Origin of the sequence: Persicobacter diffluens, from assembly GCF_036244895.1 — a bacterium.
In the GTDB taxonomy this organism is placed as follows: domain Bacteria; phylum Bacteroidota; class Bacteroidia; order Cytophagales; family Cyclobacteriaceae; genus Persicobacter; species Persicobacter diffluens.
This window is the reverse complement of sequence record NZ_BQKE01000001.1, coordinates 1960007-1984515: the sequence shown is the minus strand read 5'-3', so window position 1 is coordinate 1984515 and position 24509 is coordinate 1960007. Positions and strand designations below refer to the sequence as shown.

Below are 24509 nucleotides of genomic sequence, written 5' to 3'. Positions count from 1 at the left end.
TTACTATTTGCAAAGGCTCATCGATAAAATATCGAAATAGGCGTTCTCGGCTAATTCATCAAAATAAAAGGGGTAAAACAAGTTTTTCGGTCGTTTCCCCGCAATTAGTTTTGGGAATATTTGTTTCAATTTCTCAAAGTGAGCACTATTTGCTGAAATAAATCCGTGAATTTGTACTTCTGTATCTTGGCGGTTCAATTCCTGCTCCTGCATCACCATATAAGCATATTGCCCGTAATCGTCAAAGCTTTTGATGGGGAACTGGTTATAGAACTTCAGCTTACGGTTGTTCACGTAAACAATATGCAGATAAAAGCGATCCACAAAAAGGTGAAATTGATCCTGTTGATCTTCCGACCCTTCAAAAATTCCGTTTATCACTGCATTTCCCTGATGGTAAAATTCTAATTCCTTCAGGGGATATTGGTTTCTTAGAAAGTCAACCAATAATTGTGAGGCAGAGAAAACATTGATGACCTCCTGATTGGCCATGCAGGCGGCACTAAAAGTCAGGTTTTTTTGATGATCTACCGGCGCTACTAAAGAGAGGTAATTTTGCGCCTGATCCGGGATGAAAAACTTAGAAGGGACTAAAGCAAAAGTATTGGTCTTAAAGGCCACTTTAATACGCTTCCAAAATCCGGCGGGCAATAAGTGATGCGCCTCGATTAGTTGACGGATCTTCTCCACATGATCTTCCTCCGTCGCACTTTCCTGTAAAATGAAGTCATCAAGAAGAAGACAGCGAGAATCTCTGCTGTCAATGATGCACGCCTGCACGTCACGCTGACCAATCTGCAGTAGCAGGTCATAGTGATGCAAGTCATCAATAACGAGTTTCTCGCTGTCTTGAATATGATGAACTTCTTGGTAATTCAGTGTACTGATAGCAGTCAATTTATTATTCGAAGTTACCTGCAGTTGTTACGTCAGTTCTAGAACCGATTCTTAACGGCTTACGGCTGTAAATCTGGTTGCTTTCTTTACGAGTAGGGTCTACCGGATCGATGTCTTTCACCTCGAAAACCGCTACTTCGTTGTTACCCTTTTTTACATGACCAGCCCAAATAGAGAAATCTTTTGAAGAACCAGGAATACGGTTCAATTTAGATGGATCGAAGTTAGGGAATTTAGATGGAGTGAAGATAGTATCACGCAAAGCAATTTTATCTAAAGTATCCACTTCAATGGTTACTTCTTCCGCACCATAAGCCAATTGCTTAATGTGCTCCGTCTTCTGAATGATAAATACAGAACCAGTATCCGCAAAAGCTTTCAAAGTGTCCCAGTTACCGCTATACTCACCGTATACGGATTGGTAAGCGATTTCAGCCTCTCGAATGGTTTTCAAACGTTCGATAACCGCTTTTTCTGTTACCTTGATTTTTTTCTGTAGATCGATATCGGCCTTGATATCTGAGAAAAGAAAGTATGCAAGACCAATGGCCACAGCTCCAAAAACAAGTGTTAAAATCCTAGTCGCGTTCATTATTATTCTCTAATTTTTTATGCAATTATAAGGTTTATTCGGTCACAAGGCAACGAACAAAACAATTTATTTGGCGTTTAAAGATCATTTTTTAAATGACCATTTAATCCAAGGATGCCTGACCAGTCGTTAGCCTGGTCGAAAAACGAATGCCGACATCCTTTTGGTAGTTGTTGTATTTGCTGTAGCCTAAGAAAATCCAATTTTTTTATAATCTGATTATCAGCGCTTAATTCCGGGTCGAAGCCCATTCTGATATTGCTAGACAGTTTTTTGACTTCATAAAATAATTCGATGGCGTGAAGAGGTGGTTCCAAAAATTCATTAAAAAACAAAAATCGATTCACGCTAATTTCAATTCCACATTCTTCCAGGAATTCTTGTTTGAGTGCTTGATCTATGCTTTGGGCATAATTTAATCCGCCACCCGGAGGCCCCCAAAAATTGCCTGCTTCATTGATGCTATGGTGTTCTACCATCAGGCATTTATCATTTTCTATCAACAGTCCGCTCACTCGAATGCGCAACTTTCCTCCAAAGGTTTTAACAATAGCTTCTTCTGTGGTCATTTTTTTTCAGGATCTTTAGTTTTGCCGGCGCTCTGCGCTAAATTTGTGTGAAACTAATTAAATACCTCTTCCTTGGCAAAATTCGCTTCCTTATTATCCACCCATTTTCAGCATGAGCCTACCTCCGGCCAGCAATTGGTTTTTGAGTTGCTGGATGAGTTTATGAGCAATGAACAACAGCAGGTGTTTATCCTGAGAGGCTATGCCGGTACCGGTAAGACTTCGGTGGTGTCTGCCATTACCAAAAGTCTCACTTATATAGCCTATCGCTCCTTATTAATGGCACCCACGGGCCGGGCAGCTAAGGTGATGGCCAATTATTCCGGCCGTCGTGCTTTTACCATTCACCGTTTAATTTATAAACAGGTGGTGGATGAAATGAGTGGCCTGTTAAGTTTTGATCTTCAAAAAAATAATGCCAAGCGCACCGTGTTCATAGTAGATGAGGCTTCCATGCTAAGTGATGAAGGGAACTACAGTGGGAGCAGTGTTTTTGCTGATTTGTTGCAATTTGTTTTTGCGGACCCCTCTAATAAGCTTTTGCTGGTTGGAGATGTAGCCCAGCTGCCTCCGGTGGGCTTTCAGGAGAGCCCGGCACTGAAGCCATTTCATCTGGAAGGGAAATACGGACTGAAAGTCAATAGTTTTGAGTTGACAGAGGTAGTACGACAGGCTGAGGGATCGGGTATTTTGACTAATGCCACCCGTTTACGCTATGAAATTCAAAGGGCCAGTGCCCAGCCAAAATTGCAGGTGGGAGGCTATGAGGATATTTATCGAATGACGGGCGAGCGGCTGGAGGATGGTCTTCGATACGCCTATGACAAATTTGGGGTGGAGGGAACGGCCATTATTTGCCGGTCCAACCGTTCGGCGGTTCAGTATAATCAATATATTCGAAGGGCGATCCGCTTCGCGGAGGAGGAGATTGAGGCGGGTGATTTCCTGATGATTGTTAAAAACAATTATTCCATTCTTCCGGATGATGCGCCCGCCGGTTTTCTGGCCAATGGGGATTTTGTGGAAGTGATGAAGGTGATCAACCTGGAGGAGCGATACGGATTCAAATTTGCCCTTTTGCAGTTAAGATTATTGGATGTAGAGAGGCAATTACCCTTTGATGCTATGGTATGTTTGGATACCTTGTATACGCATAGCCCGGCATTGACCGAGGAACAATTTCAGCAATTGCAGCAAGCGGTAAAGTTGGATTATCAAGACGAAAGTTCTGAAATAAAATTCCGAGAGGCCCTTCGGAAGGATCCTTATTTGAATGCCCTGCAGGTGAAATTTGCCTATGCCCTGACCTGTCACAAGGCACAGGGTGGGCAATGGCCGGCCATTTTCGTGGACCAGGGCTACCTGCGGGAAGATCAGGTAAATGCAGAATGGCTACGCTGGCTCTATACGGCTGTTACCCGCGCCAGTGAGGAATTGTTTTTGATGAATTTTAATGAAAAGTTCTTTTAACCAAAAGAAGATCATCATGAAAAGTGCATGGATTATTTTCTGGATGCTAGTCTTCAGCTCGGCGGTTTTTGCCCAGCAGCATCCAATAGTCAAGTGGGAAAATGAGGTGGTGGATTTCGGTGAAATAACCGAGGGAGAGGAAATAGAAGTGGCCTTCGCGGTGGTGAATGAGGGCGGGGAGCCGCTCATTATTTCCAAGGTGATGAGTACCTGCGGTTGCACCATTCCGGAATGGCCGCATGACCCCATTTATTCCGGAGAGAAGTCGAAAATTGTAGTGAAGTTTAATTCAACCGGCAAAGTGGGGCGGCAAAATAAATTGATTCGGGTGGTTTGTAATGTGGTGGAGGGCTATAAGGTTTTGCGGTTAAGTGGACAGGTGGTCCCGAAAGAAATGGAAAATTAAATTCATTGATGGGAAAAATTTCTATCTTGCATGCCCTTGAATAAGCATACATTTTAATTAAAGATATTTATGAATAACTGGTTTCTTTGTAAGGTAAAATATCGCAAGGAAGACGATAAAGGTATTTTGAAAAACATTTCTGAGGCCTATTTGGTAGATGCCCTGTCTTTTACTGAAGCGGAATCTCGTATCCATGAGGAGCTGGGTTCTGTGATTCGTGGAGAGTTTCAGGTGACCAATATGTCCAAAAGTAGAATTGTGGACGTTTTTGAATACCCGGATACGGACAATTGGCACAAATGTAAGGTGACCTATGTGATGATTGATGAGGAAGCAAAAAAAGAGAAGAAAGTTTCCAATTTGATGATCGTTTCGGCAGCCAACGTAAAAGAGGCCTATGAGCGTATTCAGGAGAGCCTTTCCTCTATGTTGGTGCCCTTTCAAATTCCGGAAATTGCAGAAACTCCGATTGTAGAAATATTCAAATACAAAAGTCCGGATCAAAGAGTGCCTGAGGGTTTTAAACCTGTGGAAAAAACAGAAGAGGCGGAATAAAACCGGTGCTCAAAATGATGAGCGTTTTTAAAACATATCGTTTTTAGAGCCGAATGCAGGCTTTGAAATACTACAAAAAAGGCTGTCAACAGAAAGTTGGCAGCTTTTTTTTTTATGCCCAAAATTCTTGTCCTTAAAATTAGCCAGGATTATTGAGGCTTTAACCCGGATTATTCATGCTTCAATCCTCGTTTAGCTGCAAGGCGGGAAAAATGAAGGAATTTTTCCTATTTCCATTTTTTTTCAAAGTAGCTTATGAAAGAGGAGAAAGCAAGCATACCCATATTTGGACATTTTAAAATGAAAGAAAAATACCTGTAATAAAAGGAGGATAAGTATTTCAAGTAGGGGCTCTCAATTTAGCGATGAATAATTCAGGCTAAGAAATGGATTTTTTTCCACAAAGCAATTTTAAGGTAAGAAATAGAGTGTTCCTGATAGTTTTTTGGAGGTTATCAACTGTAAATGAATGAAGTTGGTGGCGATAGCTTACATGCGTATTTGGTGTTTATAATAGGGGTAAACCAATAGAATGGTGAAATTGGTGTTCTCAAGCGTCTTTTATTTAAAGAGACTCTTGAAAAAATGAACGTTTATAAAGAAATCCTACTTGTTCGTCAATTTCTAAATCAGGGGTCAAACTGATTCGCATTCAGGTGGTTAGGTGTGTAGTTTTTAGCTCGAAAACCAACCTAACCTAGCCGTATGAAGAAATATTTACCACTTTTCTTACTTATTCTTTTGAGTAGCCCGCTTATGGCAGGTGGGGCCAAATTTCAAAAGGGCTTCTGCCGGAGCACTTCAGGTGCCTGGGGAGCGATTTCAGTGGCCAATTCTTTTGCCTGGACAGAATCCCTGGCAGGGCAGGTGGGGCAATTAAGAATGGGCATTGCCATGGGGAACCAGTGGAATGTGGCTGATCGGCTTGCTTTGAGAACGGGAGGTTTTTTTGGTTTTGGGGCCTATCGGTCCTATGAAATTATTCCTCTGGTGGTGGATAATTTCGAAAAGCCTATCACCCAAAATAGCTTTCAGTTTGGGGTCCCTTTAACACTGGTTATTCATCCTATTCCGGATCAGCCCCTTTATTTTTTAGCTGGCTATGAAATGCGTGCCATTGCACCGGATAGTCATACAGCGGCCTGGGCAGCGACTGCTTTTTCCCATATGGGGCTGGGTTGGGCTTTCAGTGGATTATCAGCGGTAGAACTCACTTATCAACAACAAATATATTCCAATGCATTACAGTCCGTAAGTGGGCATGCGCTGCATCGTCATCAGAATGCCATTAGTTTAAGTTTTGTTTTCACTCCAAATTTAAAATGATGCGGTGTTTTCTACTTTTAATATCAATTGTAGTAAGTTGCTATCCGGTGGCCAAGGCGAATGCCTTTAAGTTTGCCGGGGAAACCTTTCGCTTTGAATTATTAGAGGAAGAGCAACAGTGGGCCCTTGAAAAGTCATTAAAAAAAAGGCATGAATCCCTTAAGGAAAATGGTGTTCCTCAGGAATTTACTATTCCGAATAAAATGATTTTTTACCGGGAATCAGGAGAAGGACATTGCTACGCACTTAAGAACCGGAATTATCCTTTCAGCGTCGGTATGGTTCCTTCAGATTTAGTGCAATTGTATGAAGAAGAGGCCTGGCGCGCATATCAGCAATATGGAAAGGATGCACCACCTTTGAGTGTGGTGCTGGCCATGCATTATACCGAATCTGCTTTTAATCCTAAAAGTTTAGGTGATAGGGGGAATAGTATTGGCCTTGGGCAATTGTACAAGCCCACCGCTCGTATTCTATTGCAACAAGATAAGGCCTTTTGGAGCAAATATTTTTATTTTGACCGCAAGGGGCAGCATCATTTTCGTTCTGTCCGCGATATGGTTCGCTTTACTTTTGATTTTTTGAAACTTGAAAAAGAATATGGAGCTGACAATAAATTTGAAGGAATTCGCGCCTATAATGGAATTGGGGAACATGCGGAAAAGTATGCCCGAAAAGTGATTATGCGTAGTTTGGTCTATGAACGCTTTTTCGCGCAATACCATCAGCGCCAGATAGATTTGGGAAGCTTTACTCTTAAGCTTAATCAAATGTTGGTTCATCAGGTTCTGCATTATTTTGGCCAGGGAATAAGCCCAACTGAATTCAATGCCCTTTTTAATGTTTGTATGGAGCAGATTAAGGGAAGCTTTTTATTTCCTTCTTATTATCCTCCTCAACCCTTCAGTAATCAGGAGTCGGCTATGCAGGTGGATTTTCAATCCGTCCATAATCTTTCCGGTGAATCCCATAAAGCATTTTTGATGGTTGAAGATGGGCAATGCGTATTTTCCTATTTCAAAAATGCGTCTGTATTGCTGGAGGTCATCAATAAGGAAGATAACGGTGGATTCTATTGTTATGATTTTTGGCAGGGCAAAAGGAAAATTCTTTTTGATCAGGAAGATTTGGTGGATGATACTTTCTATTCTAACGTCATCCCCGGGGATTTCCTTTTTATTCCAAAAGGAACTTTGGTTTACGCCCCACGGGAGCAGATCACTCTTTTGGTCAGGTAATAATAGACTTTGTATTGGAGATTTATCCTTTATCCTAAAGCATAATCTTAAGGAGGCGAATAAATGTCTATATACATATAACCCTAATCGCATCATTACTTATCGACATCATGAAAAATAGTTTACGCTCGTTTTTTGTACGATTTCTTTTTGTCGTCATTAGTTGGCCTGCATTTAGTTATCACTCCTATGCAGGCATTGAACCCATTACCATTAAGCAGGTAGCCTTTGGCAATTCTTCCTGTGGAAAAGCATCCGGTTTTGTGGAAGTAGAAGTCAAAGGAGGATTGCCTCCCTATCAATATGATTGGGTGGATGAAATGGGTAACCCCCTGGAGGGAACGACTTCCCTTGATGGCCTGTCATATGGTTATTACTTCCTTAAAGTTACCGATCAATTAGACCTTGAAGGGGACTATACCGTTCAGATTTTTTCCTCTGATGATAATACCGGACCGGTGTTTACCTCCTTTCCTGAAGATATTGATGTTCCCCGCTTGGATCCCAAGCATTGGAATTTGTCGGTTTCACCGGATGTTACCCTTAAGCCCACTGCTGAGGATGAATGTACAGAGATTCGTGGACTTTGTTATACCGATAAAGCCGAGGAAGTTGATTGCAACACCACCCGCGTTTTTCGCACCTGGACCGCCTATGATTATGATGGGAATACCACGGAGCGGGTGCAGATCATACAGGTGATCGGAGAAAAAATCTTTGAACCCTATTATCCTCGCGGTTATAAAGTATATACCCGAGACGCTTCAGGCACAGCAGTTTTCTACGATGCGGAAGCCTATTGGGGCATTGAAGAAGCCATAGTGGAGACGTCCATTCCATCCGGAAGTAAATTTGGAATTGGAACCCATGAAGTCGCCATGCGGATGGTGAGTGAGTGTAATCAGGTAATAGAAGATACTTTCACCATAGAGGTAATTCAAGAAAGTAACAGTCGGAATTTAAGAACCCCCTTATACCTGAATGCCGGTTCTTTGCAGAATTTTTTCTCCGACGAAGGAAAGCACTTTGAGGAAGATCGATTTTTTTATGGTGGAGCATTGAAAGAACTCCCTTATCGGCTGATATCCGGAACCATAGAGGATCGTATTTTGCGGGAATTTCGGGAAGGGGAAGATTTTTCTTATAAAATCCCGGTTGAAGCGGGTCTTCGGTACCGGATTGTTCTGGAATTTGCAGAGTTAGAATATGATGCGGTGGGAGAGCGTGTCTTTGATATTTGGTTGGATGGCTTTGAGGTTTATGAAAATTTTGATGTAGTTCAAGAGGCCGGAGGTAGGGCGATTGCTCATCAGGTAGTGCTGGAAGTGGTTTCGGAGGATGATATGCTAGACATTCGATTTGTGCAGGAAGAGGGGAGCCCAGGCTTGGCCATGGTCAATGCGGTGACGGTCATTCCGGAACAAATCAGGGAGGGAGTCTTTCTAAATGCCAGTGGCGTTGAGCCTGTTTTAACGGATGATTTCGAACTATTTGAACCGGACAATTTCGCGCGCGGGGGAGGGAGTTATACTGATATGTCCAGGCCGGAGATTGGCAATACGGACTTGGATGAGCTGTTTTGGTCAGAGCGCTACGGTGAATTCGAATACCGATTAAATACGGAAGTGGGGCAAAATTATGAGCTGACGCTCTATTTTGCGGAGATCTTTCATCAAGCCGTGGGGAAGAGATTGTTTGATGTATACCTCAACGATCAAAGGATTCTTGAAAATTATGATATTATCGGCAAGGCGGGTAAGCCCTTTGAAGCTGCCGTGGAAAATTTCAATTTCAAAGCCACCGAGGGGATTACGAGAATAAAATTTAAAAAACCGGTAAATCTTCCCTCTGGAGTGGATGGTAATCCAAAGCTTTCCGCTATGAAATTTGTGAAAAGCTTCAATCAGGATCCGCCTCAATCAGGTACTTTGATCAATGCTAATGCGGTGGATGGATACATTGCTTCTTCCGGAGATTTGTTTTCTGCGGATAAATATTTCGAAGGAGGGAGGCCATTTAGTTTGGGAGGAAATGTGGCGATTCAAGGTACGGAGGACCCTCAATTGTATTTGACGGAACGTTTTGGTAAAGATTTTTCTTATGTGATTCCGGCTGAAACAAACCGTTTTTATCAGGTAGAGTTGCACTTTACGGAAGTGTACTGGGATGCGCCCGGTAACCGATTTTTTAACGTTGACATTGAAGGCGAACAGGTTATTCAGGCCCTGGATATTTTCAGAGAAGCTGGGGGAAGTCATCAGGCGCTGGTGAAAAGGTTCATTGTGCAGGCAAAGGACCAGGAATTGAATTTACGTTTTTATGTAGATGGGGGTGAAACAAACCTTTGTGCGGATAATGCTAAGATTTCTGCGATCAGAGTGACCAATGCCAGTCCTGTGAATGAATTGTGGACCCTGGGTTTTTTGCAAACCATTAATGCGGAATTTTCTCTGGAAGATCAGGCCATTATGTTCCCTAATCCTACCAAGGATTATGTAAACTTTAATATAGAGATCAATGATCCATCCGAATTTGCTATGCAGATTCTGTCCATGGATGGTAAAGTACGAATAGTGGATTCCTCCCTGTTTTCAATGGTGGACAACCTGCTCCAGGTCAATTTATTTCCCTATGGTCTGGAAAATGGCACTTATATGGTGCGGTACTGGATCGATGGGAAAGAACAGGAATCTCAAAGATTAATGATTGTCGATTAAGGGTGGGCTGCCTTCCAAGGGGAGGTGGCCCTTTATCTTTACTGCCAAAAACCAATAATAATATTGCTGGTGATGCGGCGGTTACCAATCACATCAATAGAGGCTAACCAGCTCCAGGTCAATTTATTTCCTTATGGTCTGGGAAATGACACCTATATGGTGCGGTACCGGATTGATGGGAAAGAACCGGAATCTCAAAGATTAATGATTGTCGATTAAGGGTGGGCTGCCTTCCAAGGGAAGGTGGCCCTTTATCTTTACAACCAAAAACCATTAATAATATTGCTGGTGATGCGGCGGTTGCCAATCACTTCAATGGTGGATATCTTGCTTCGGGTCAACTTATTTCCCTATGGTTAGGAAAATGGTACCTATATGGTGCGGTATCGGATCGATGGAAAAGAACCGGAATCTCAAAGATTAATGATTGTCGATTAAGGGTGGGCTGCCTTCCAAGGGGAGGTGGCTCTTTATCTTTACAACCAAAAACCAATAATAATATTACTGGTGATGCGGCGGTTGCCAATCACTTTTCCACTTTGAAACGAGATCGGCCCAAAAGGCGTTAAATACCCAATTTCTCCACCTACCCCAAAAGCTTCAAATTCCTGTGAATTAGGTTCCAAAATAAATGGGTCGGGCTGTGGGTTAAGGTCTGAGACTAAAAAGGAATCCACCAGCTTCATCTTCCCATAATTAGCCATCAGTTTGAGGAATAATTTGTTCTGGAAACCATATTGAATCCCCAGCCGTGCAATTCCCAGGTTCTCCACCGGGATTTCTCTTAGGCTTAATCCCCAAAAAGGAATGGAGTTCTCTTCTCTGGGGTAAAAGCCTCCAACGTAAAGGGAATTCAATAAATTTTGATTGGTATTGTAGGAGAAGCCCAAATTCCCTCCAATTTGAAGCGAAAGGTTATCATTGAATTGCACATATTGGTCAAATCCAAAAGTTGAAACAGCAATTTCAGAAAGGGTGACAAATTCGCTTAGATTGACTTGTTCTTCCACTATATCACTAACCGCCTCATTGTCAAACTTAATCCGCTCGACCCCTTCCCCCACTATGGTATTAAAGTTTACCCAGGCCCCGGAGGTAGGGTAGTACCTTCGGTTTATACTGTTGTAGCTGTAGGTAAAACGATACTCCATATTGGTGTAACTCAGTGTATTGACAATACGAAGGGCTTCATCTGCAATGGTGGGAGATTGATTGGCCAGTTTCGCGCCAAAATCCAATCCAAAAGTATGTCTAAATGTGCCGGTCGTCCTTAATCCCACCCGTGGTTGAAAAATGGCTTCCGTCATCAGGGCTGTTTTATTGCCTTTTTCATTATATCGGGGAAGGGGGTTTTGGATGGCATTAATGTCAGCGTAAAGAGCAAAGCGATTACTTTTTCCAATATTCTTCAGGAAGTTTAAATGGATATAGGGGTTTTCTGACAGATTGAGCTCCCCCAGCCAGCGGGAAGAAGGGGCCAGAAAATCGTATATGGCAAAATTAAACACCAGTCCGGTGCGATATTCCGAGGAATAATTCGGGCTAAAAGATAAACGACCGGGAGGACTTTCCTGCCCAATGATTTTTATCGCATCACCATCTTTTTTTTCGGTGTCTTCAATTTCAAAATTCAGATTGGAGAACTTCAGGGTTCCATACAGACGTGTAAGCTCATTATTGATTTCATTAATGGACCATTCATTAGATTTTTTCATTTTAATGGTCGATTCCAATAAGTCCTGATTACGATTCAAATTTGGCCCCAAATCCAATTCGGTAATTTTATATTCGTCCTTCAGTAGAGGTTTTTTCAAAGTATTTTGCTCAGGGAATTTTGCCAAACTATCCGCTAGGGCCTGAAATTGATCCTCGTATAAAGCGCCATATTCCTTGCCTATTTCCAGAATTTCAGGCGTTTTGCTAAAGGAAGCCGCTGAGAAGGCCATAAGGTCCGGAGTGATTAAAATATCACATTTTTTGGTTTGTTCCCGGGTATCATACACGCCGTTCATCCAGGCAGATTGGTAAAGGATGCCGGTGGCAGATTTTAAATTCTTTCGATCAAGTAGATCCTGGGCTACCAATACCCCAATAACATAGTCTGCTCCCATTTCCAGTACCTCATCCACCGGAAAATTCCGGATAAGTCCACCGTCCACTAAAATACGGTCTCCCATTTCAATGGGCGTAAATATAGACGGTATCGCCATGGAAGCACGCATGGAAAGCGCCAGGTTACCGGAGTCCAGGACGACCTTTTCGCCTTTCACAATATCCGAGGCGACACAGCGAAAGGGGATGGGGAAATCATCAAAGGACTCAATATTGTGAACGCCTCGTGTGAGCGTGGAAAGCAATTGGTTGATTTGTTGGCTTTGGAGCACTCCTGCCGGAAGACTGAGTTTTTTTCCATCAAAAACCAAGTCAATCATAAAACGATTGTAATAGGGCTTTTCCTCCACCACCACATTTCGAAAAGGAATTTTATTAGAAAGTACTTTTTCCCAGTCTACGCCACTTACGATCGTTTCAATTTCATCTGCACTGTAACCGATGGCGTATAATCCACCGACTAGTGAGCCCATAGAAGTGCCGGTGATGTAATCCGGGCGGATACCGGCATTTTCCATCGCCTTTAGGATACCGATATGCGCGAGGCCTTTGGCGCCACCGCCACTTAAAACCAGGCCTATTTTAGGTCGCTCAGCGGTGTTTTTATCCTTTCCAAAAAGAATAAAGGGGAGGAAAAGGAAATAAACAAGGAGGGTATAATATTTTGGCATATGGGCTATTCGATTGCATTTTTAAATATCGAAGCTTTCCCAATGCTTTACAAAAAAATAGAAAAAAAATAAAAGCCTGCTGAATGAACAACAGGCTTGCCTATTTCACCCCTAGCATGTACTTACAGGTTCAATAAATCTATCCAAGGGGATAAAATAACAGTATATTGGTTCCATTTTTTATAGTCCAAAATGGGATAGACTTATCTTATACACTTTAATCCGCTTAGTTGATTTCTTCTTTGGGTACAGGAGGTTGTAAAGAATAAATAATAGATCGGGAAATTAAATCCCAGTCTACCACCTGTGCCATTTCTTCTACAAATTGATGTTCGACATCTTCCGCTTCCCGGTCTACTTTCTGACTCATATTGGTCAGCCAGTCCCGGATTTTGCTACTTAACAATTCCGCATCATTGTCCACAGCCGCGGCTTGTTTTTTCCAGTCCTGAATGGTTTTTTCATCCATGCAGACCAGTTTCCAGACTAAAGCAGTTTCTTTATTGAGCATAATACTTAGCGTTAGTTTCCTTTCCTATCAGTAATAACGATGCCTGTCGCGATTCGTTTGCCGGAAATGAAAGGCCTTGGATTAATACAAGTTTTTAATAACGGTGGGAAGGTTTTGCTGGAAAAGGTGGTTTTCAATTTGTGTGATAGCGACAATTCCGGTCACATTGGTTTTCCAGACGGCATCCGCACCAAACAGGCTTTCCGGAGCAAACAGCCCTTCAACTACCGGGATATCTGCCTTTCGCAATTGATCCACCAAGGCCGCTCGTCTCACCCCTGAGATACAACCACTTTCCAAAGAGGGCGTGTATACCGTTTGGTTTTTCATCCAGAAAATATTAGCACTTCCACATTCGCTGATGTGGCCAAAGTAGTCTAAAAGGATAATTTCTTGCCACTGATTTTCTTTTCGTTCCATACCTGCGATGACATAGGGAAGGGCATTTATGGTTTTGCAATGAGAGAAAGAGCTTCTGCCTAACCGTACTTCCTGGCTGATGCCGCATTGGTTAATGGAGGAGTTTGATAAATCGTTGTATTGCTGGCTGCTGATCAGGAAATCAAAGTCCATGGATTGAGGCGTATAAAGACCGCCTGATTTTCTCCAAACCATGATCTTGATTCGCGCATCCTCCAATCGATTATTTTTTAATAATTCTAAGGTTTTTTCCTTCCAATCAATGGGCGTAGATTGAGGGGAATTTTCTAATTTCAAACATTGAAGTCCATTTTTTAACCTTTCTAAATGGTAATCCCAGAATTGAATTATTCCTCCTTTTACGATGATTGTTTCAAAAATGCCATCCGCATACTGGAACCCTCTGTCGTACCAGGGAATTTTGACTTGATGGGCTTCCAGTATTTGATGATTAAAAAGGACTTTCATAGCGTTATTTTACCGATTATATAAAAAAGGTTTTAGATCGGCCAAATTAATAAGATTTTCATTGATATTATGGCAGAAAGAAGTAGTGTTTTTGATATGATTGGCCCGGTAATGATTGGGCCATCTAGTAGCCACACCGCTGGCGTTGTGAGAATTGCCCGTGCTGCAATCCGTGTTTTGGGTGAAAAACCTGAATATGCAGAGATCACCTTTTATAATTCATTTGCCCGCACTTATGAAGGCCACGGTTCCGATCGTGCCATTATTGCAGGTTTATTGGATTTTAAAACCGATGATAAACGCATAAAAAATGCTTTTGACCATGCAGAGACAGCTGGTTTGGAGTATCATTTTAAGTCAGTGGGGAATGCTTCCACCATGCACCCGAATACCATCAAATTATTGCTGCGTGTCGGAGGACAGGAAGTGGAAGTAGTAGGAGAAAGCCGTGGAGGTGGTGTGATCACCATCGTACAGGTGAATGGATTTTCCGCTAATTTCTCCGCCAACCTGCATACGCTGATCATTTTGGCGGATGACGTGCCGGGATCCATTGCTTTTATCTCCAATGTTTTATCGCATGATCACTGTAACATTGCCAATATGACGGTCTCCCGAAGAGGGAAATCTGATCTGGCCTGTCAGGTGATTGAAATGGATTCCCCGCTGCGGGAGTTGACCACCCAATATCTGGCGAGCCTGGATTGGGTGAAAGAGGTACTTTACGTACCGATCATTGATTAGACTCTTAACTACCTATTATATGATGACCTGGAAATGTTTGCCTTTACTTTTATTACTTTCATGTAGTGCGCTTTTCCTGCAAGCCCAACCGCTGAAAGATTCGGCGGTGGAAAATTCCATCTGGGATTTGCAGCAATGTTTGGATTACGCGTTGACGAACAGCTTGTCCATTAAGCAGCAGATGCTCAACAGGCAGGATGCAGAAATTGGTTTGAAACAGGCCAAAGGAAGTCGATTGCCTTCGGTCACCGGTGGAGGACGCTATGGTAATGCCTGGGGGCGTTCGATTGACCGGACGACCAACCAGTTCGTTCCAACGCAACAACGAATTCAGACTAACGGTTTGTTTTTTAATGCCAGCATTCCGATTTATGCCGGATTTCAGGTCAATAATAGCATCAAGCAGGCACGCAACAATGTGGAGGTGGCAGATAGCGAATTGGCCACCGCTAAAAATGATGTAGCCCTGATGGTGGCACAGCTTTACATGAATGTTATTTTTAATAAAGAGGTTTTACGTAATTCGCAAGATAAAGTAGCCACCACCCAAACTCAGGTCGAACAATTAGAAAAACAAGTGAAAGTCGGAGCGATTGCCCGAACGGAGCTTTTGCAGATGCAATCCACTCTGGCAAGTAACGAAGCGGAATTGATCCAGCAAGAAAATAACGTGCGCTTTGCCCTTTTACAATTGCAACAGGCTATGCAAAAACCTGTTGAGACGGGTTTTGATATTGATATTCCGGAATTGGACGCCAATAAATATCCATGGATTAAAAAAACGGTGGAAGAGGTGTATGGGATTGCTTTAGGAACGCAACCTCAGATAAGCGCCGCCCGAGAGCGAGAAGAGAGTGCAATTCTGGGAATGAAAGTCGCTAAAGGAAATATGTTACCTCTGCTTACGCTTTCTGGAAGCTCCTACACGAACTATTCCGATCAGAATACAGAACTCATTGAAGGATCAGGAGAGTTTTCTTTTAAAGAATCTGAGCAGTATTTTATTGATGCCAGTGGTCTTCCTGACGAAGTAGGTTTGCCGTCCGTTATTCCCATACAGGAAGTCTCCTTTGAACGAGGGGAATTTCGAACGATTAATCTAGGAACTCAATACCGAAACAACTGGTCTAATGAGGTTTTATTAAATTTGAGCGTTCCCATCTTCGAAGGATTCAAGCGCTCTGGCGATTACCAAAGGGCGAAAATTCAGAAAAATATCGCCGCATTGAATGTGGTAGAAGTAGAAACACAATTACGTCAGGATATTGAACAAGCCTATAATGAGGCCTATTCTGCCGTCAAAATTTATGATGCAGCCCAAAAATCCGTGATGGCACTGGAAGAAAATCTTCGTGTGGTGGAGACAAGATTTGAAACCGGGGCCGCCAACAGTGTAGAGTTTCAAATTGCCTCCAATAGTCTTTTTACCGCCAATACCGAAATGGTGCGTGCAAAATATGACTATATCTATAAATTAAAGCTTTTAGAATTTTATCTTGGTCAACCCATCGTCCTTTAATCACTCCAACATTAATCGAACATCATGAAAATTAATAAAATATTTACAGATTGGCGCTTCCTCTCCCTGATAGTGGTTGTATTGGTACTTGGCGTCCTGGGCCTGAAACAAGCAGGTTTGATTGGAAGTGAAGAAGGCCTTGAGGTGGAAACCGGAAAGGTGAAATTAGGTCGGATAACCGAAGTGGTGAGTGCCTCAGGCATGATTCAGCCGGTGGTGGAAGTGAAAATCTCCCCTGAAGTTTCGGGTGAAATTATTGAATTGGATATTCAGGAGGGAGATTCTGTTAAAAAGGACCAACCTTTATTGAGAATTCGTCCGGATAACTTTATCTCTGCCGTAGATCGTGCGAGAGCTTCTTATAATCAGCAAATGGCTAATCTGGCGGTGGCCAGGGCCAATCTGGCAAAGTCCAAAGCCAATTTTGTTCGTTCAGAGGCGGAATTCGGACGTCAGAAACAGCTGCATGAGGAAGAGGTGGCTTCGGATGCCGATTTCCAGCGGGCGGAGGCAGAATTTTTGGCCGCTAAAGAAGATCTTATTGCCAGTGAGGAAAATGTGAAAGCTTCTCAGTTTATCGTTAAATCTTCCAAGGCTTCTTTGGATGAAGCCATGGAGAATTTGCGATTGACCAAAATTGTTTCTCCAATGCATGGGAAAGTGACCAAGCTGGATGTTGAAAAAGGAGAGCGGGTAGTGGGTACCCAAACCATGGCGGGTACGGAGATGCTGCGAATCGCGGATCTTTCTTCTATGGAAGCGCGAGTAGATGTGAATGAAAATGATATTATCCGGGTGCATAAAGGGGATACGGCCATCATCACGGTGGATTCTTATACCTATTTGGGGAAGAAATTTGAGGGGATCGTGACTTCTATTGCCAATACCGCCAAGGATAAAATTTCGGCAGATGCCATTACAGAATTTGAAGTTAAAATACGGGTGTTGAACGATTCCTATGCCGATTTGATGGAAGGAGAGGATGCGGAATTTCCTTTTCGTCCCGGAATGACCGCCTCGGTGGAAATCATTACTTCAGTGAAGGAAAATATCGTGATAGCCCCGCTAGCGGCAGTCACTACACGTTCCGCCAAAGATACGATTGAGGCCTCTTCCGGAAGTAAGAAAAATACGGAAGTGGAAGAAGTAGTATTCGTTATGAGAGAGGGTAAAGCCGTGAAAGTTAAAGTGAAAACCGGCATTTCGGATTTTGACTATATTGAAATTTTAGAAGGGCTGGAAGAGGGAGATGAGGTGATTTCCGGTCCTTATCAGTTAGTGGCGCGTCGTTTAAATGATGGGCAGGCCGTCCGGTTAAAAGAAGAAAATAAAGATAAAAAGGGTGAATCTTAATCGCGCTTGAATCATTAAAAAAAGACGTTTCTTAATTGAGACGTCTTTTTTTATGCTGATTTGGCCCGTGAAAAATTTATTTCCATTATTTTAAAAATTTAAGTCTACCATATCTGTTTCATCTTTTGATACTTAAAGATTTTAAAAGTGAGCCCTGTTATATTTAGTGGATTTATAGCATTATTATTAGATCAGCTGGAACAGTTTTTGTAAAGGGTAATCCATAACTGCATATATAATTAAATAAGCATGATGAGAAACTTTTTGATGTTGATGATGCTGGGTGTGGTCATGATGGCCTGCACCACAGGAAAGCAAAGTAAAAGTGCCGAAGCTCCGGCTTTGGAAGGCGAGTGGGTAATGGTAGCCTTCAAAGGAGAGGATGCTGATAAATTGGAAACGGTACCACCAGTGCCTTTAATTTTCCGTGAAGGGAATAAATTTCAGGTACGTCCTGCGAATTCTGTTTCCGGTCCTTACGAATTAAAGGGGGCTGAAATTAAATTCGGCATGGGGCCTTCTACCATGATGGCACAACCACCGGAAGAGGTGATTTTCCTGAAAAACTGGTATAAAATCAATCAGTTGGAGATGAAAAAAGGAAAATTGGTTTTGACCAATGCGGAAGAAGGTGTTGAAATGATCTTCGAAAAGCAATAATTAATTTGAGCTTAGTATCGGAATTGCGTATTTTTTTGTAAATATTTTTTGAAATAAAAGAATATTCAATACCTTAGCGACATATGAAAACAACAATGGTACATACAGCATGGTGGTGGCATCTTTACGAAAGAAAGATGAACAGCCGTGTATTGCCAAAGTTTTCGCTCGCTTAGTACTAAACTAAACCAATCGATATAAAGAGGCTTGCTGTTCATCAGAACGGTAAGCCTTTTTTTTATGCGAATTTTTGAAAGGTTTGGCCGTAGTGCTATGAAAATTGAATAAATTATTAAGCAATATTATAAGGATCTAAAATCCGGATTTTTTCCATGGAGAGAATAAAGCTCAATACCCGTTATCGCCACTTGTTGGCAGACACCGTAACTCCGGTGAGTGTTTATCTTCGTCTGCGAGATGTGTATGCAGAAAGTATTTTGTTGGAGAGTTCCGATTATCGCGGAACGGACAACAGTTTTTCCTATGTGTGTTGTGATCCTGTGGCGGAATTTAAGGTTCAGAATGGGATAGCCACGGTTCAGCAGCCCAATCGTCCCTTACAGGAATTTAATGTCAGCAATAAGGGCGAAGCCATTGCTAAATTGAAAGAATTTGCGGCCGGTTTTGAGGTGGAGGAGCAGGAGGATCAGAAATTTATTTCCAATGGCCTATTCGGCTATATGGCCTATGATGCCGTGACGCTGTATGAGGATTTGGATTTCAGTGAAAATGAGCCTTCGGGTTACGATGCGCCGGAGATGATCTACCGTGTTTATCGTTATGTGATCGCCATCAACCATTTCAATAACGACTTGTATGTCTTCGAGCATGAGCCGGAAGGCATGTATGATGGCGCTGGCCTGGACAACATCATTGCGATCATGAAGGCGCAGGCATTGCCGACCTACTTATTCAATTCGGAGCATGATGAGGAATCCAATTTCACCGATGAGGAATATGTGGAGGTAGTGAAGAAAGGAATTGGTCACTGCATGCGGGGCGATGTTTTCCAGATTGTATTATCCAGAAGATTCAGCACCGGATTTCAGGGCGATGAATTTAATGTGTATCGTGCGTTGAGATCGATCAACCCTTCTCCTTATTTATTCTTTTTTGATTTCGGAAGCTTTAAAATTTTTGGTTCCTCGCCCGAGGCCCAGTTGGTGATTAAAGATCAGCAGGCTTCCATCTTCCCGATTGCCGGGACTTTCCGCCGTACCGGAGATGATAAAAGCGATGCCGAATTGGCGACCAAGCTTTTTGCCGACCCTAAAGAAAATTCCGAACACGTGATGCTGGTGGATTTGGCCAGAAACGATTTGAGCCGTCACGGGGATGAGGTGAAGGTAGAAGTTTTTAAAGAAATACAGTTTTATAGTCATGTGATTCACTTGGTTTCTAAGGTGACGGGCAAATTGGAGGATCAGGGCGAAGGCTATCAGATGGCGGCGGATACTTTTCCGGCGGGCACACTTTCCGGAGCGCCCAAGCATATGGCCATGAAGCTGATCAACGAATATGAGCCGAACCGAAGAGGTTATTACGGTGGCGCGATCGGGTTTATGGGCTTCAATGGGGATTTCAACCATGCGATCATGATCCGCTCTTTTATGTCTAAGGCGAACCGTCTGTATTATCAGGCAGGAGCCGGTGTGGTGGCCAAGTCGGTGCCGGAGTCGGAATTGCAGGAGGTGAATAATAAACTGGCGGCTTTGAGAAAGGCGATTAAGACGGCAGAGCAAGTAGGACGATAAGCAGTATAACCTTCGGGTTTTGAAAAAGAAACGAGCAGATGAAAATATTAGTATTCGATAATTACGATTCCTTCACCTATAATTTGGTGCATATGATTCGCGAGTTGGGCTTTGCCGGTCAGCTGGAAGTGCACCGCAATGATCAGATTGCTTTGGAGGAAATTGAAAAGTTTGATAAAATTTTGTTGAGTCCGGGGCCGGGCATTCCGGAAGAAGCAGGCATCCTGTTGGAGGTGATCAAAACCTATGGCGCCAGCAAATCCATTTTTGGGGTTTGCTTGGGGCATCAGGCGATCAGCGAGGTGTATGGCGCGGAGCTGGAAAATATGTCGGAAGTGTATCATGGTATTGACCACCCGATTAAAGTAGGAACAGCGGAAGGCATTTTTGACGGATTGCCACAGGACTTTAAGGTTTGTCGTTATCACAGCTGGACAGTGAAACCCGAGACGGTGAAAGCGCCATTAGCCGTAACCGCTACCGATGAGCAGGGGCGCGTGATGGGGGTTCGACATCTGGAACATGATGTGCAGGGCGTGCAGTTCCATCCGGAATCGATCCTGACTGAGCACGGCATGGCCATGATGAAAAACTGGTTGGGTGTAAAGTAAACTTCGTGCTAGTGGAGGCTTAGGGATGAAGCCATTGTCTGAGCTCCTTTGGCCGGTTCCTTCCAAATTTCTTCGGATGCTTTTGGCGAAATGCATGAGGACCAAGGCCATGAAATTTCAGGACAGGGGCCAAAGAGCGAGTGGCGCGAGCCCGACCGACCGTATGGGAGGGAAGCCCCAAAAAATCATTAACGATCAAAATTTTTAAAGATAATGAAATCGATTCTCAACAGACTTTTTGACCATAAGGCATTGGATCAGGAGACGGCAAAGCATATTCTGACGCAGATTGCCAAGGGAGAAATCAATACTTCGCAGATGGCGGCCTTTATGACGGTGTACCTGATGCGACCGATTACGGTGGAGGAATTGGCGGGTTTTCGTGATGCTATGCTGGAGATGTGTAACCGCGTGGAGCTGTCGGAATTTAACCCTATTGATATTGTAGGGACGGGTGGCGACGGCAAAAATACCTTCAACATTTCGACTTTGAGTTCCTTTGTGGTGGCGGGTGCCGGACAGCGGGTGGCCAAGCACGGGAACAATTCGGTGAGTTCGGTGAGTGGATCGTCCAATGTGCTGGTGCAGGCGGGCGTGAAGTTTACCAATGAGGAGGACAAGCTGAAGCAACTGCTGGAAGAGGCGGGGATTTGCTTTTTGCATGCGCCTTTGTTTCACCCTGCGATGGCGAATGTGGCGCCGGTGCGCAAGGAGCTGGGCGTGAGAACGTTCTTCAATATTTTGGGGCCATTGACGAATCCGGCATTTCCGAAAAATATGGTGAATGGGGTGTTTAATCTGGGATTGGCGCGTTTGTACGGCTATTTGTATCAGAACAGTGACCGGAATTTCACCATTTTACATGCTTTGGATGGTTATGATGAAATCTCGCTGACCGGTGCGGTGAAGCTAATTGATCAGCAGGGCGAGCAGACCTTGAGTGCACAGCAGTTGGGCTTTAATCAGCATCCGGCGGAGGCGCTTTATGGGGGGAATTCGGTGAAAGATGCGGCGACAATTTTCATGAATATTTTGGAAGGTCGTGGCACGGAAGCGCAGTCCGATGTGGTGATTGCCAATGCGGGGGTGAGTTTGAAATGTGCGGCACCGGAGAAATCCATGGAGACGGCGATGGCCGAAGCGAGGGAATCTTTGGAGTCGGGCAAGGCGCTGGCTTCCTTCAAAAAGTTCGTGGAGCTGTCGCAGTAAGCGCGCATTAAAAAGCCAAATTTCGTAACGGCACGCTATAATCCAAAACACCTTTAACAATAAGCAATCGACGTGAATATTTTAGATAAAATCATATTAGCCAAAAAGGAAGAAGTGGCCGCGGCCAAGGCGAAAGTCAGTACGACGGCTATTGAGCAAATGCCGCTGTTTGAGCGGGTTTGTCCTTCCCTGGCGGATTCACTGAAAAGCCATCCTTATGGCATCATTTCAGAATTTAAAAGACAGTCGCCTTCCAAGGGACTGATCAATGGTTCGGCCAAGCCCGTGGAAACGGCTAAAGGTTATGAGGCGGCGGGTGCGGCGGCGATTTCCTGCCTGACCGATGAGCCATTCTTCGGCGGAACTTTAGCGGATTTGTCGGCAGTGCGCGGGGCGGTGGATATTCCGGTATTGAGAAAGGAATTCATCGTTGATGAGTATCAGATTTTGGAAGCCAAGGGCTATGGAGCGGATATTATCCTGCTGATTGCGTCCGCTTTGAGTGTGGAGGAATGTCATCAGTTTGCCGCTTTTGCAAAAAGTCTGGGACTGAATACGCTGTTGGAGGTTCATGATAAAGAGGAGTTGTTAAAGTATCAGAATGAGGATATGGATGTGGTGGGCGTAAACAACCGCAACTTGAAAACCTTTGTCACCGATTATCGCCAAAGTCTGGAGCTATTGCCTTTCTTCCCTTCGGGGACGGTGAAAATTTCCGAAAGCGGATTGCATGAGGTCAGCCAGTTGAAGGAATTGAAGGCAGCCGGTTTTGACGGCTTCCTGATCGGGGAGAATTTTATGAAAACCGAAAATCCGGGCCAAGCCATTCAGGATTTTATGCAACAACTAAAAGAATAGGACAGCATGGGAAAATTACTTTGGAAAGTTTGTGGCATGCGGGATCCTGAGAATATTCGGGAGGTGGCGGCCTTGAAACCGGATTTGATGGGCTTCATTTTTTATGAGCCTTCGCCACGACATGTAAGTGATTTGGAGGCGGTGCTGGAAAGCTTCCGCTATCTGGAGGAAGATACTTACACGGTGGGCGTAATGGTGAATCCGACCATTGAAGAGGCCGTTCGACTGATTGATACCGGAAGATTTGATTATCTGCAATTGCATGGAAAGGAAACACCGGAATTCTGCGCTTCCATTAAAGCCAAAGGCCTGAAGGTGATCAAGAATTTTCCGATGGATGAAAATTTCAATCCGGAGGTGCTGGAGCCTTATCGCAAGGTGGTGGATCTATTCCTTTTCGATACCAAAACCAAGGAACATGGCGGTAGCGGGGAAACTTTCGATTGGAATTTGCTGGAGCGTATTCCGGAGGATATTCCCTATATGCTGAGCGGTGGACTGAGTTTAAAAAATATTAAGCGCGCCAAACGCATAAATACGCCAAAACCAGTGGGGCTGGACGTCAACAGTAAGTTTGAATTAAGTCCGGCCATGAAAGATGTGCGGAAGCTGATGGAGTTAAAAACGATTTTAAGACATAAAGAAAATATATAAAATGGCAGTTTCATTTGAAGTGAGCGAGAAGGGCTATTACGGCAAATTTGGCGGAGCCTATATTCCCGAAATGCTGTATCCGAATGTGGAGGAGTTGCGGCAGTCGTATTTGCAGATTATGGCAGATCCTGATTTTCAGGCAGACTTTAAGGATTTATTGAAAAACTATGTAGGCCGTCCGACACCGCTGTATTTCGCGAAGCGATTGTCCGAGTCGGTGGGGGCAAAGGTTTATTTAAAGCGGGAGGATTTGAATCATACCGGCGCACATAAGGTGAATAATACGATCGGGCAGATTTTGCTGGCGAAGCGTTTGGGTAAGCAAAAAATCATTGCCGAAACCGGTGCTGGTCAGCATGGGGTGGCGACAGCGACCGTTTGTGCGTTGATGGGCATGGAGTGTATCGTATACATGGGCGAGATTGATATGGAGCGCCAAAAGCCGAATGTGGAACGTATGCGAATTTTGGGTGCCGAAGTAGTACCGGCGACCAGTGGTTCCAAGACCCTGAAAGATGCCACGAATGAGGCGATGCGTCATTGGATTCAGCATCCGACCGATACGCATTATATTATTGGGTCGGTCGTGGGGCCTCACCCATATCCGGACATGGTGGCTAAATTCCAGTCCGTGATTTCAGAGGAAATCAGAAAGCAATTGCTGGAGAAGGAGGGACGTGAGAATCCGGATTATGTGATCGCCTGTGTGGGTGGTGGTTCCAATGCGGCTGGCGCTTTCTATCATTTTATGGAGGAGCCGGAAGTGCAATTGGTCGCCACAGAAGCCGGCGGATTGGGAGTTGATTCCGGAAAAACAGCAGCAACGACCAGCATTGGTACCGAAGGAGTTTTGCATGGTTCCAAGACCATTTTGATGCAGACGGAAGATGGGCAGATTGTAGAGCCTTATTCTATTTCTGCAGGTTTGGATTATCCGGGCATTGGGCCATTGCATGCGCATTTATTCGATAGCAAACGCGGAACTTTCCTGTCGATTACGGATGATGAAGCCATGGAAGCTGGCGTGAAGCTGAGCAAGCTGGAGGGCATTATTCCAGCAGTGGAGTCGGCACATGCTTTTGCGGCTTTGGAGAAAATGGAATTTAAGGCAGACGATGTGGTCGTGGTGAATTTATCCGGTAGAGGGGATAAGGATTTGGCCACTTACATCAAATACGGAAAATATTAACGGCAG

23 protein-coding genes are annotated in these 24509 nt (G+C 43.8%); 17 read left to right on the top strand and 6 right to left on the bottom strand.

Features of this window, described 5'->3' with window-relative positions:
• Positions 1-3: 3 nt before the first annotated feature.
• From AAA970_RS08265 to AAA970_RS08255, 3 genes are all read right to left on the bottom strand, one after another.
• Positions 4-897 carry a DUF3822 family protein gene (locus tag AAA970_RS08265; protein WP_338236723.1) on the bottom strand — a complete coding sequence of 298 codons (894 nt, stop codon included), beginning with the start codon at positions 895-897 and terminating at the stop codon, positions 4-6.
• 4 nt (positions 898-901) lie between these two features.
• On the bottom strand, positions 902-1489 hold the full coding sequence (locus tag AAA970_RS08260) for a hypothetical protein (RefSeq protein ID WP_338236722.1): 588 nt from the start codon (positions 1487-1489) through the stop codon (positions 902-904).
• A gap of 77 nt (positions 1490-1566) precedes the next feature.
• Positions 1567-2058, bottom strand: coding sequence for an NUDIX domain-containing protein (locus AAA970_RS08255; protein ID WP_338236721.1), 492 nt, complete (start codon positions 2056-2058; stop codon positions 1567-1569).
• Positions 2059-2130: 72 nt separating this feature from the next.
• On the opposite strand from AAA970_RS08255, the gene AAA970_RS08250 reads away from it, so the two are divergent.
• From AAA970_RS08250 to AAA970_RS08220, 7 genes are all read left to right on the top strand, one after another.
• A complete protein-coding gene (locus tag AAA970_RS08250) occupies positions 2131-3528 on the top strand; it encodes an ATP-dependent DNA helicase (protein ID WP_338236720.1) in 1398 nt (465 codons plus the stop codon).
• Positions 3512-3934, top strand: coding sequence for a DUF1573 domain-containing protein (locus AAA970_RS08245; RefSeq protein ID WP_338236719.1), 423 nt, complete (start codon positions 3512-3514; stop codon positions 3932-3934). The genes AAA970_RS08250 and AAA970_RS08245 overlap by 17 nt, the downstream gene beginning before the upstream one ends.
• 69 nt (positions 3935-4003) lie before the next feature.
• Entirely contained in the window at positions 4004-4489 is a 486-nt protein-coding gene (locus tag AAA970_RS08240) for a DUF4494 family protein (RefSeq protein WP_060686428.1), read from the top strand.
• 705 nt (positions 4490-5194) lie between these two features.
• Positions 5195-5815: a hypothetical protein gene (locus AAA970_RS08235; protein WP_338236718.1), complete on the top strand. Its 621-nt coding sequence runs from the start codon at positions 5195-5197 to the stop codon at positions 5813-5815.
• Positions 5812-7053 (top strand): hypothetical protein, encoded by a 1242-nt coding sequence (locus AAA970_RS08230; RefSeq protein WP_338236717.1) that lies wholly within the window; start codon positions 5812-5814, stop codon positions 7051-7053. The genes AAA970_RS08235 and AAA970_RS08230 overlap by 4 nt, the downstream gene beginning before the upstream one ends.
• 110 nt (positions 7054-7163) lie before the next feature.
• On the top strand, positions 7164-9770 hold the full coding sequence (locus AAA970_RS08225; protein WP_338236716.1) for a malectin domain-containing carbohydrate-binding protein: 2607 nt from the start codon (positions 7164-7166) through the stop codon (positions 9768-9770).
• A 72-nt stretch (positions 9771-9842) separates the two neighbouring features.
• A complete protein-coding gene (locus tag AAA970_RS08220) occupies positions 9843-9989 on the top strand; it encodes a hypothetical protein (RefSeq protein ID WP_338236715.1) in 147 nt (48 codons plus the stop codon).
• Between the two features lie 257 nt (positions 9990-10246).
• On the opposite strand, the gene AAA970_RS08215 is transcribed toward AAA970_RS08220, so the two are convergent.
• The 3 genes from AAA970_RS08215 to AAA970_RS08205 all read right to left on the bottom strand — a co-directional run bounded on the left by AAA970_RS08215 (position 10247) and on the right by AAA970_RS08205 (position 13952).
• Positions 10247-12553 carry a patatin-like phospholipase family protein gene (locus tag AAA970_RS08215; protein ID WP_338236714.1) on the bottom strand — a complete coding sequence of 769 codons (2307 nt, stop codon included), beginning with the start codon at positions 12551-12553 and terminating at the stop codon, positions 10247-10249.
• Positions 12554-12779: 226 nt separating this feature from the next.
• Positions 12780-13064 carry a hypothetical protein gene (locus AAA970_RS08210; protein ID WP_338236713.1) on the bottom strand — a complete coding sequence of 95 codons (285 nt, stop codon included), beginning with the start codon at positions 13062-13064 and terminating at the stop codon, positions 12780-12782.
• 81 nt (positions 13065-13145) lie between these two features.
• Positions 13146-13952 (bottom strand): aminotransferase class IV, encoded by an 807-nt coding sequence (locus tag AAA970_RS08205; RefSeq protein WP_338236712.1) that lies wholly within the window; start codon positions 13950-13952, stop codon positions 13146-13148.
• Positions 13953-14021: 69 nt separating this feature from the next.
• On the opposite strand from AAA970_RS08205, the gene sdaAB reads away from it, so the two are divergent.
• From sdaAB to trpB, 10 genes are all read left to right on the top strand, one after another.
• Positions 14022-14696 (top strand): L-serine ammonia-lyase, iron-sulfur-dependent subunit beta, encoded by a 675-nt coding sequence (gene sdaAB / locus AAA970_RS08200; RefSeq protein ID WP_338236711.1) that lies wholly within the window; start codon positions 14022-14024, stop codon positions 14694-14696.
• Positions 14697-14715: 19 nt separating this feature from the next.
• Complete coding sequence (locus tag AAA970_RS08195; RefSeq protein WP_338236710.1) at positions 14716-16215, top strand: TolC family protein; 1500 nt, start codon at positions 14716-14718, stop codon at positions 16213-16215.
• A 24-nt stretch (positions 16216-16239) separates the two neighbouring features.
• The gene (locus AAA970_RS08190; protein ID WP_338236709.1) at positions 16240-17568 is read left to right on the top strand and encodes an efflux RND transporter periplasmic adaptor subunit; all 1329 of its coding nucleotides are present in this window, start codon (positions 16240-16242) and stop codon (positions 17566-17568) included.
• Positions 17569-17817: 249 nt separating this feature from the next.
• Positions 17818-18228, top strand: coding sequence for an META domain-containing protein (locus AAA970_RS08185; RefSeq protein ID WP_338236708.1), 411 nt, complete (start codon positions 17818-17820; stop codon positions 18226-18228).
• Positions 18229-18560: 332 nt separating this feature from the next.
• Positions 18561-19982: an anthranilate synthase component I family protein gene (locus AAA970_RS08180; protein ID WP_338236707.1), complete on the top strand. Its 1422-nt coding sequence runs from the start codon at positions 18561-18563 to the stop codon at positions 19980-19982.
• A 38-nt stretch (positions 19983-20020) separates the two neighbouring features.
• Positions 20021-20593, top strand: coding sequence for an anthranilate synthase component II (locus AAA970_RS08175; RefSeq protein WP_338236706.1), 573 nt, complete (start codon positions 20021-20023; stop codon positions 20591-20593).
• A 213-nt stretch (positions 20594-20806) separates the two neighbouring features.
• Positions 20807-21802: an anthranilate phosphoribosyltransferase gene (gene trpD, locus AAA970_RS08170; protein ID WP_338236705.1), complete on the top strand. Its 996-nt coding sequence runs from the start codon at positions 20807-20809 to the stop codon at positions 21800-21802.
• A gap of 72 nt (positions 21803-21874) precedes the next feature.
• A complete protein-coding gene (gene trpC, locus AAA970_RS08165; RefSeq protein WP_338236704.1) occupies positions 21875-22660 on the top strand; it encodes an indole-3-glycerol phosphate synthase TrpC in 786 nt (261 codons plus the stop codon).
• A gap of 6 nt (positions 22661-22666) precedes the next feature.
• Positions 22667-23314: a phosphoribosylanthranilate isomerase gene (locus AAA970_RS08160; protein ID WP_338236703.1), complete on the top strand. Its 648-nt coding sequence runs from the start codon at positions 22667-22669 to the stop codon at positions 23312-23314.
• Between the two features lies 1 nt (position 23315).
• Complete coding sequence (gene trpB, locus AAA970_RS08155; protein WP_338236702.1) at positions 23316-24503, top strand: tryptophan synthase subunit beta; 1188 nt, start codon at positions 23316-23318, stop codon at positions 24501-24503.
• Positions 24504-24509 lie beyond the last annotated feature (6 nt).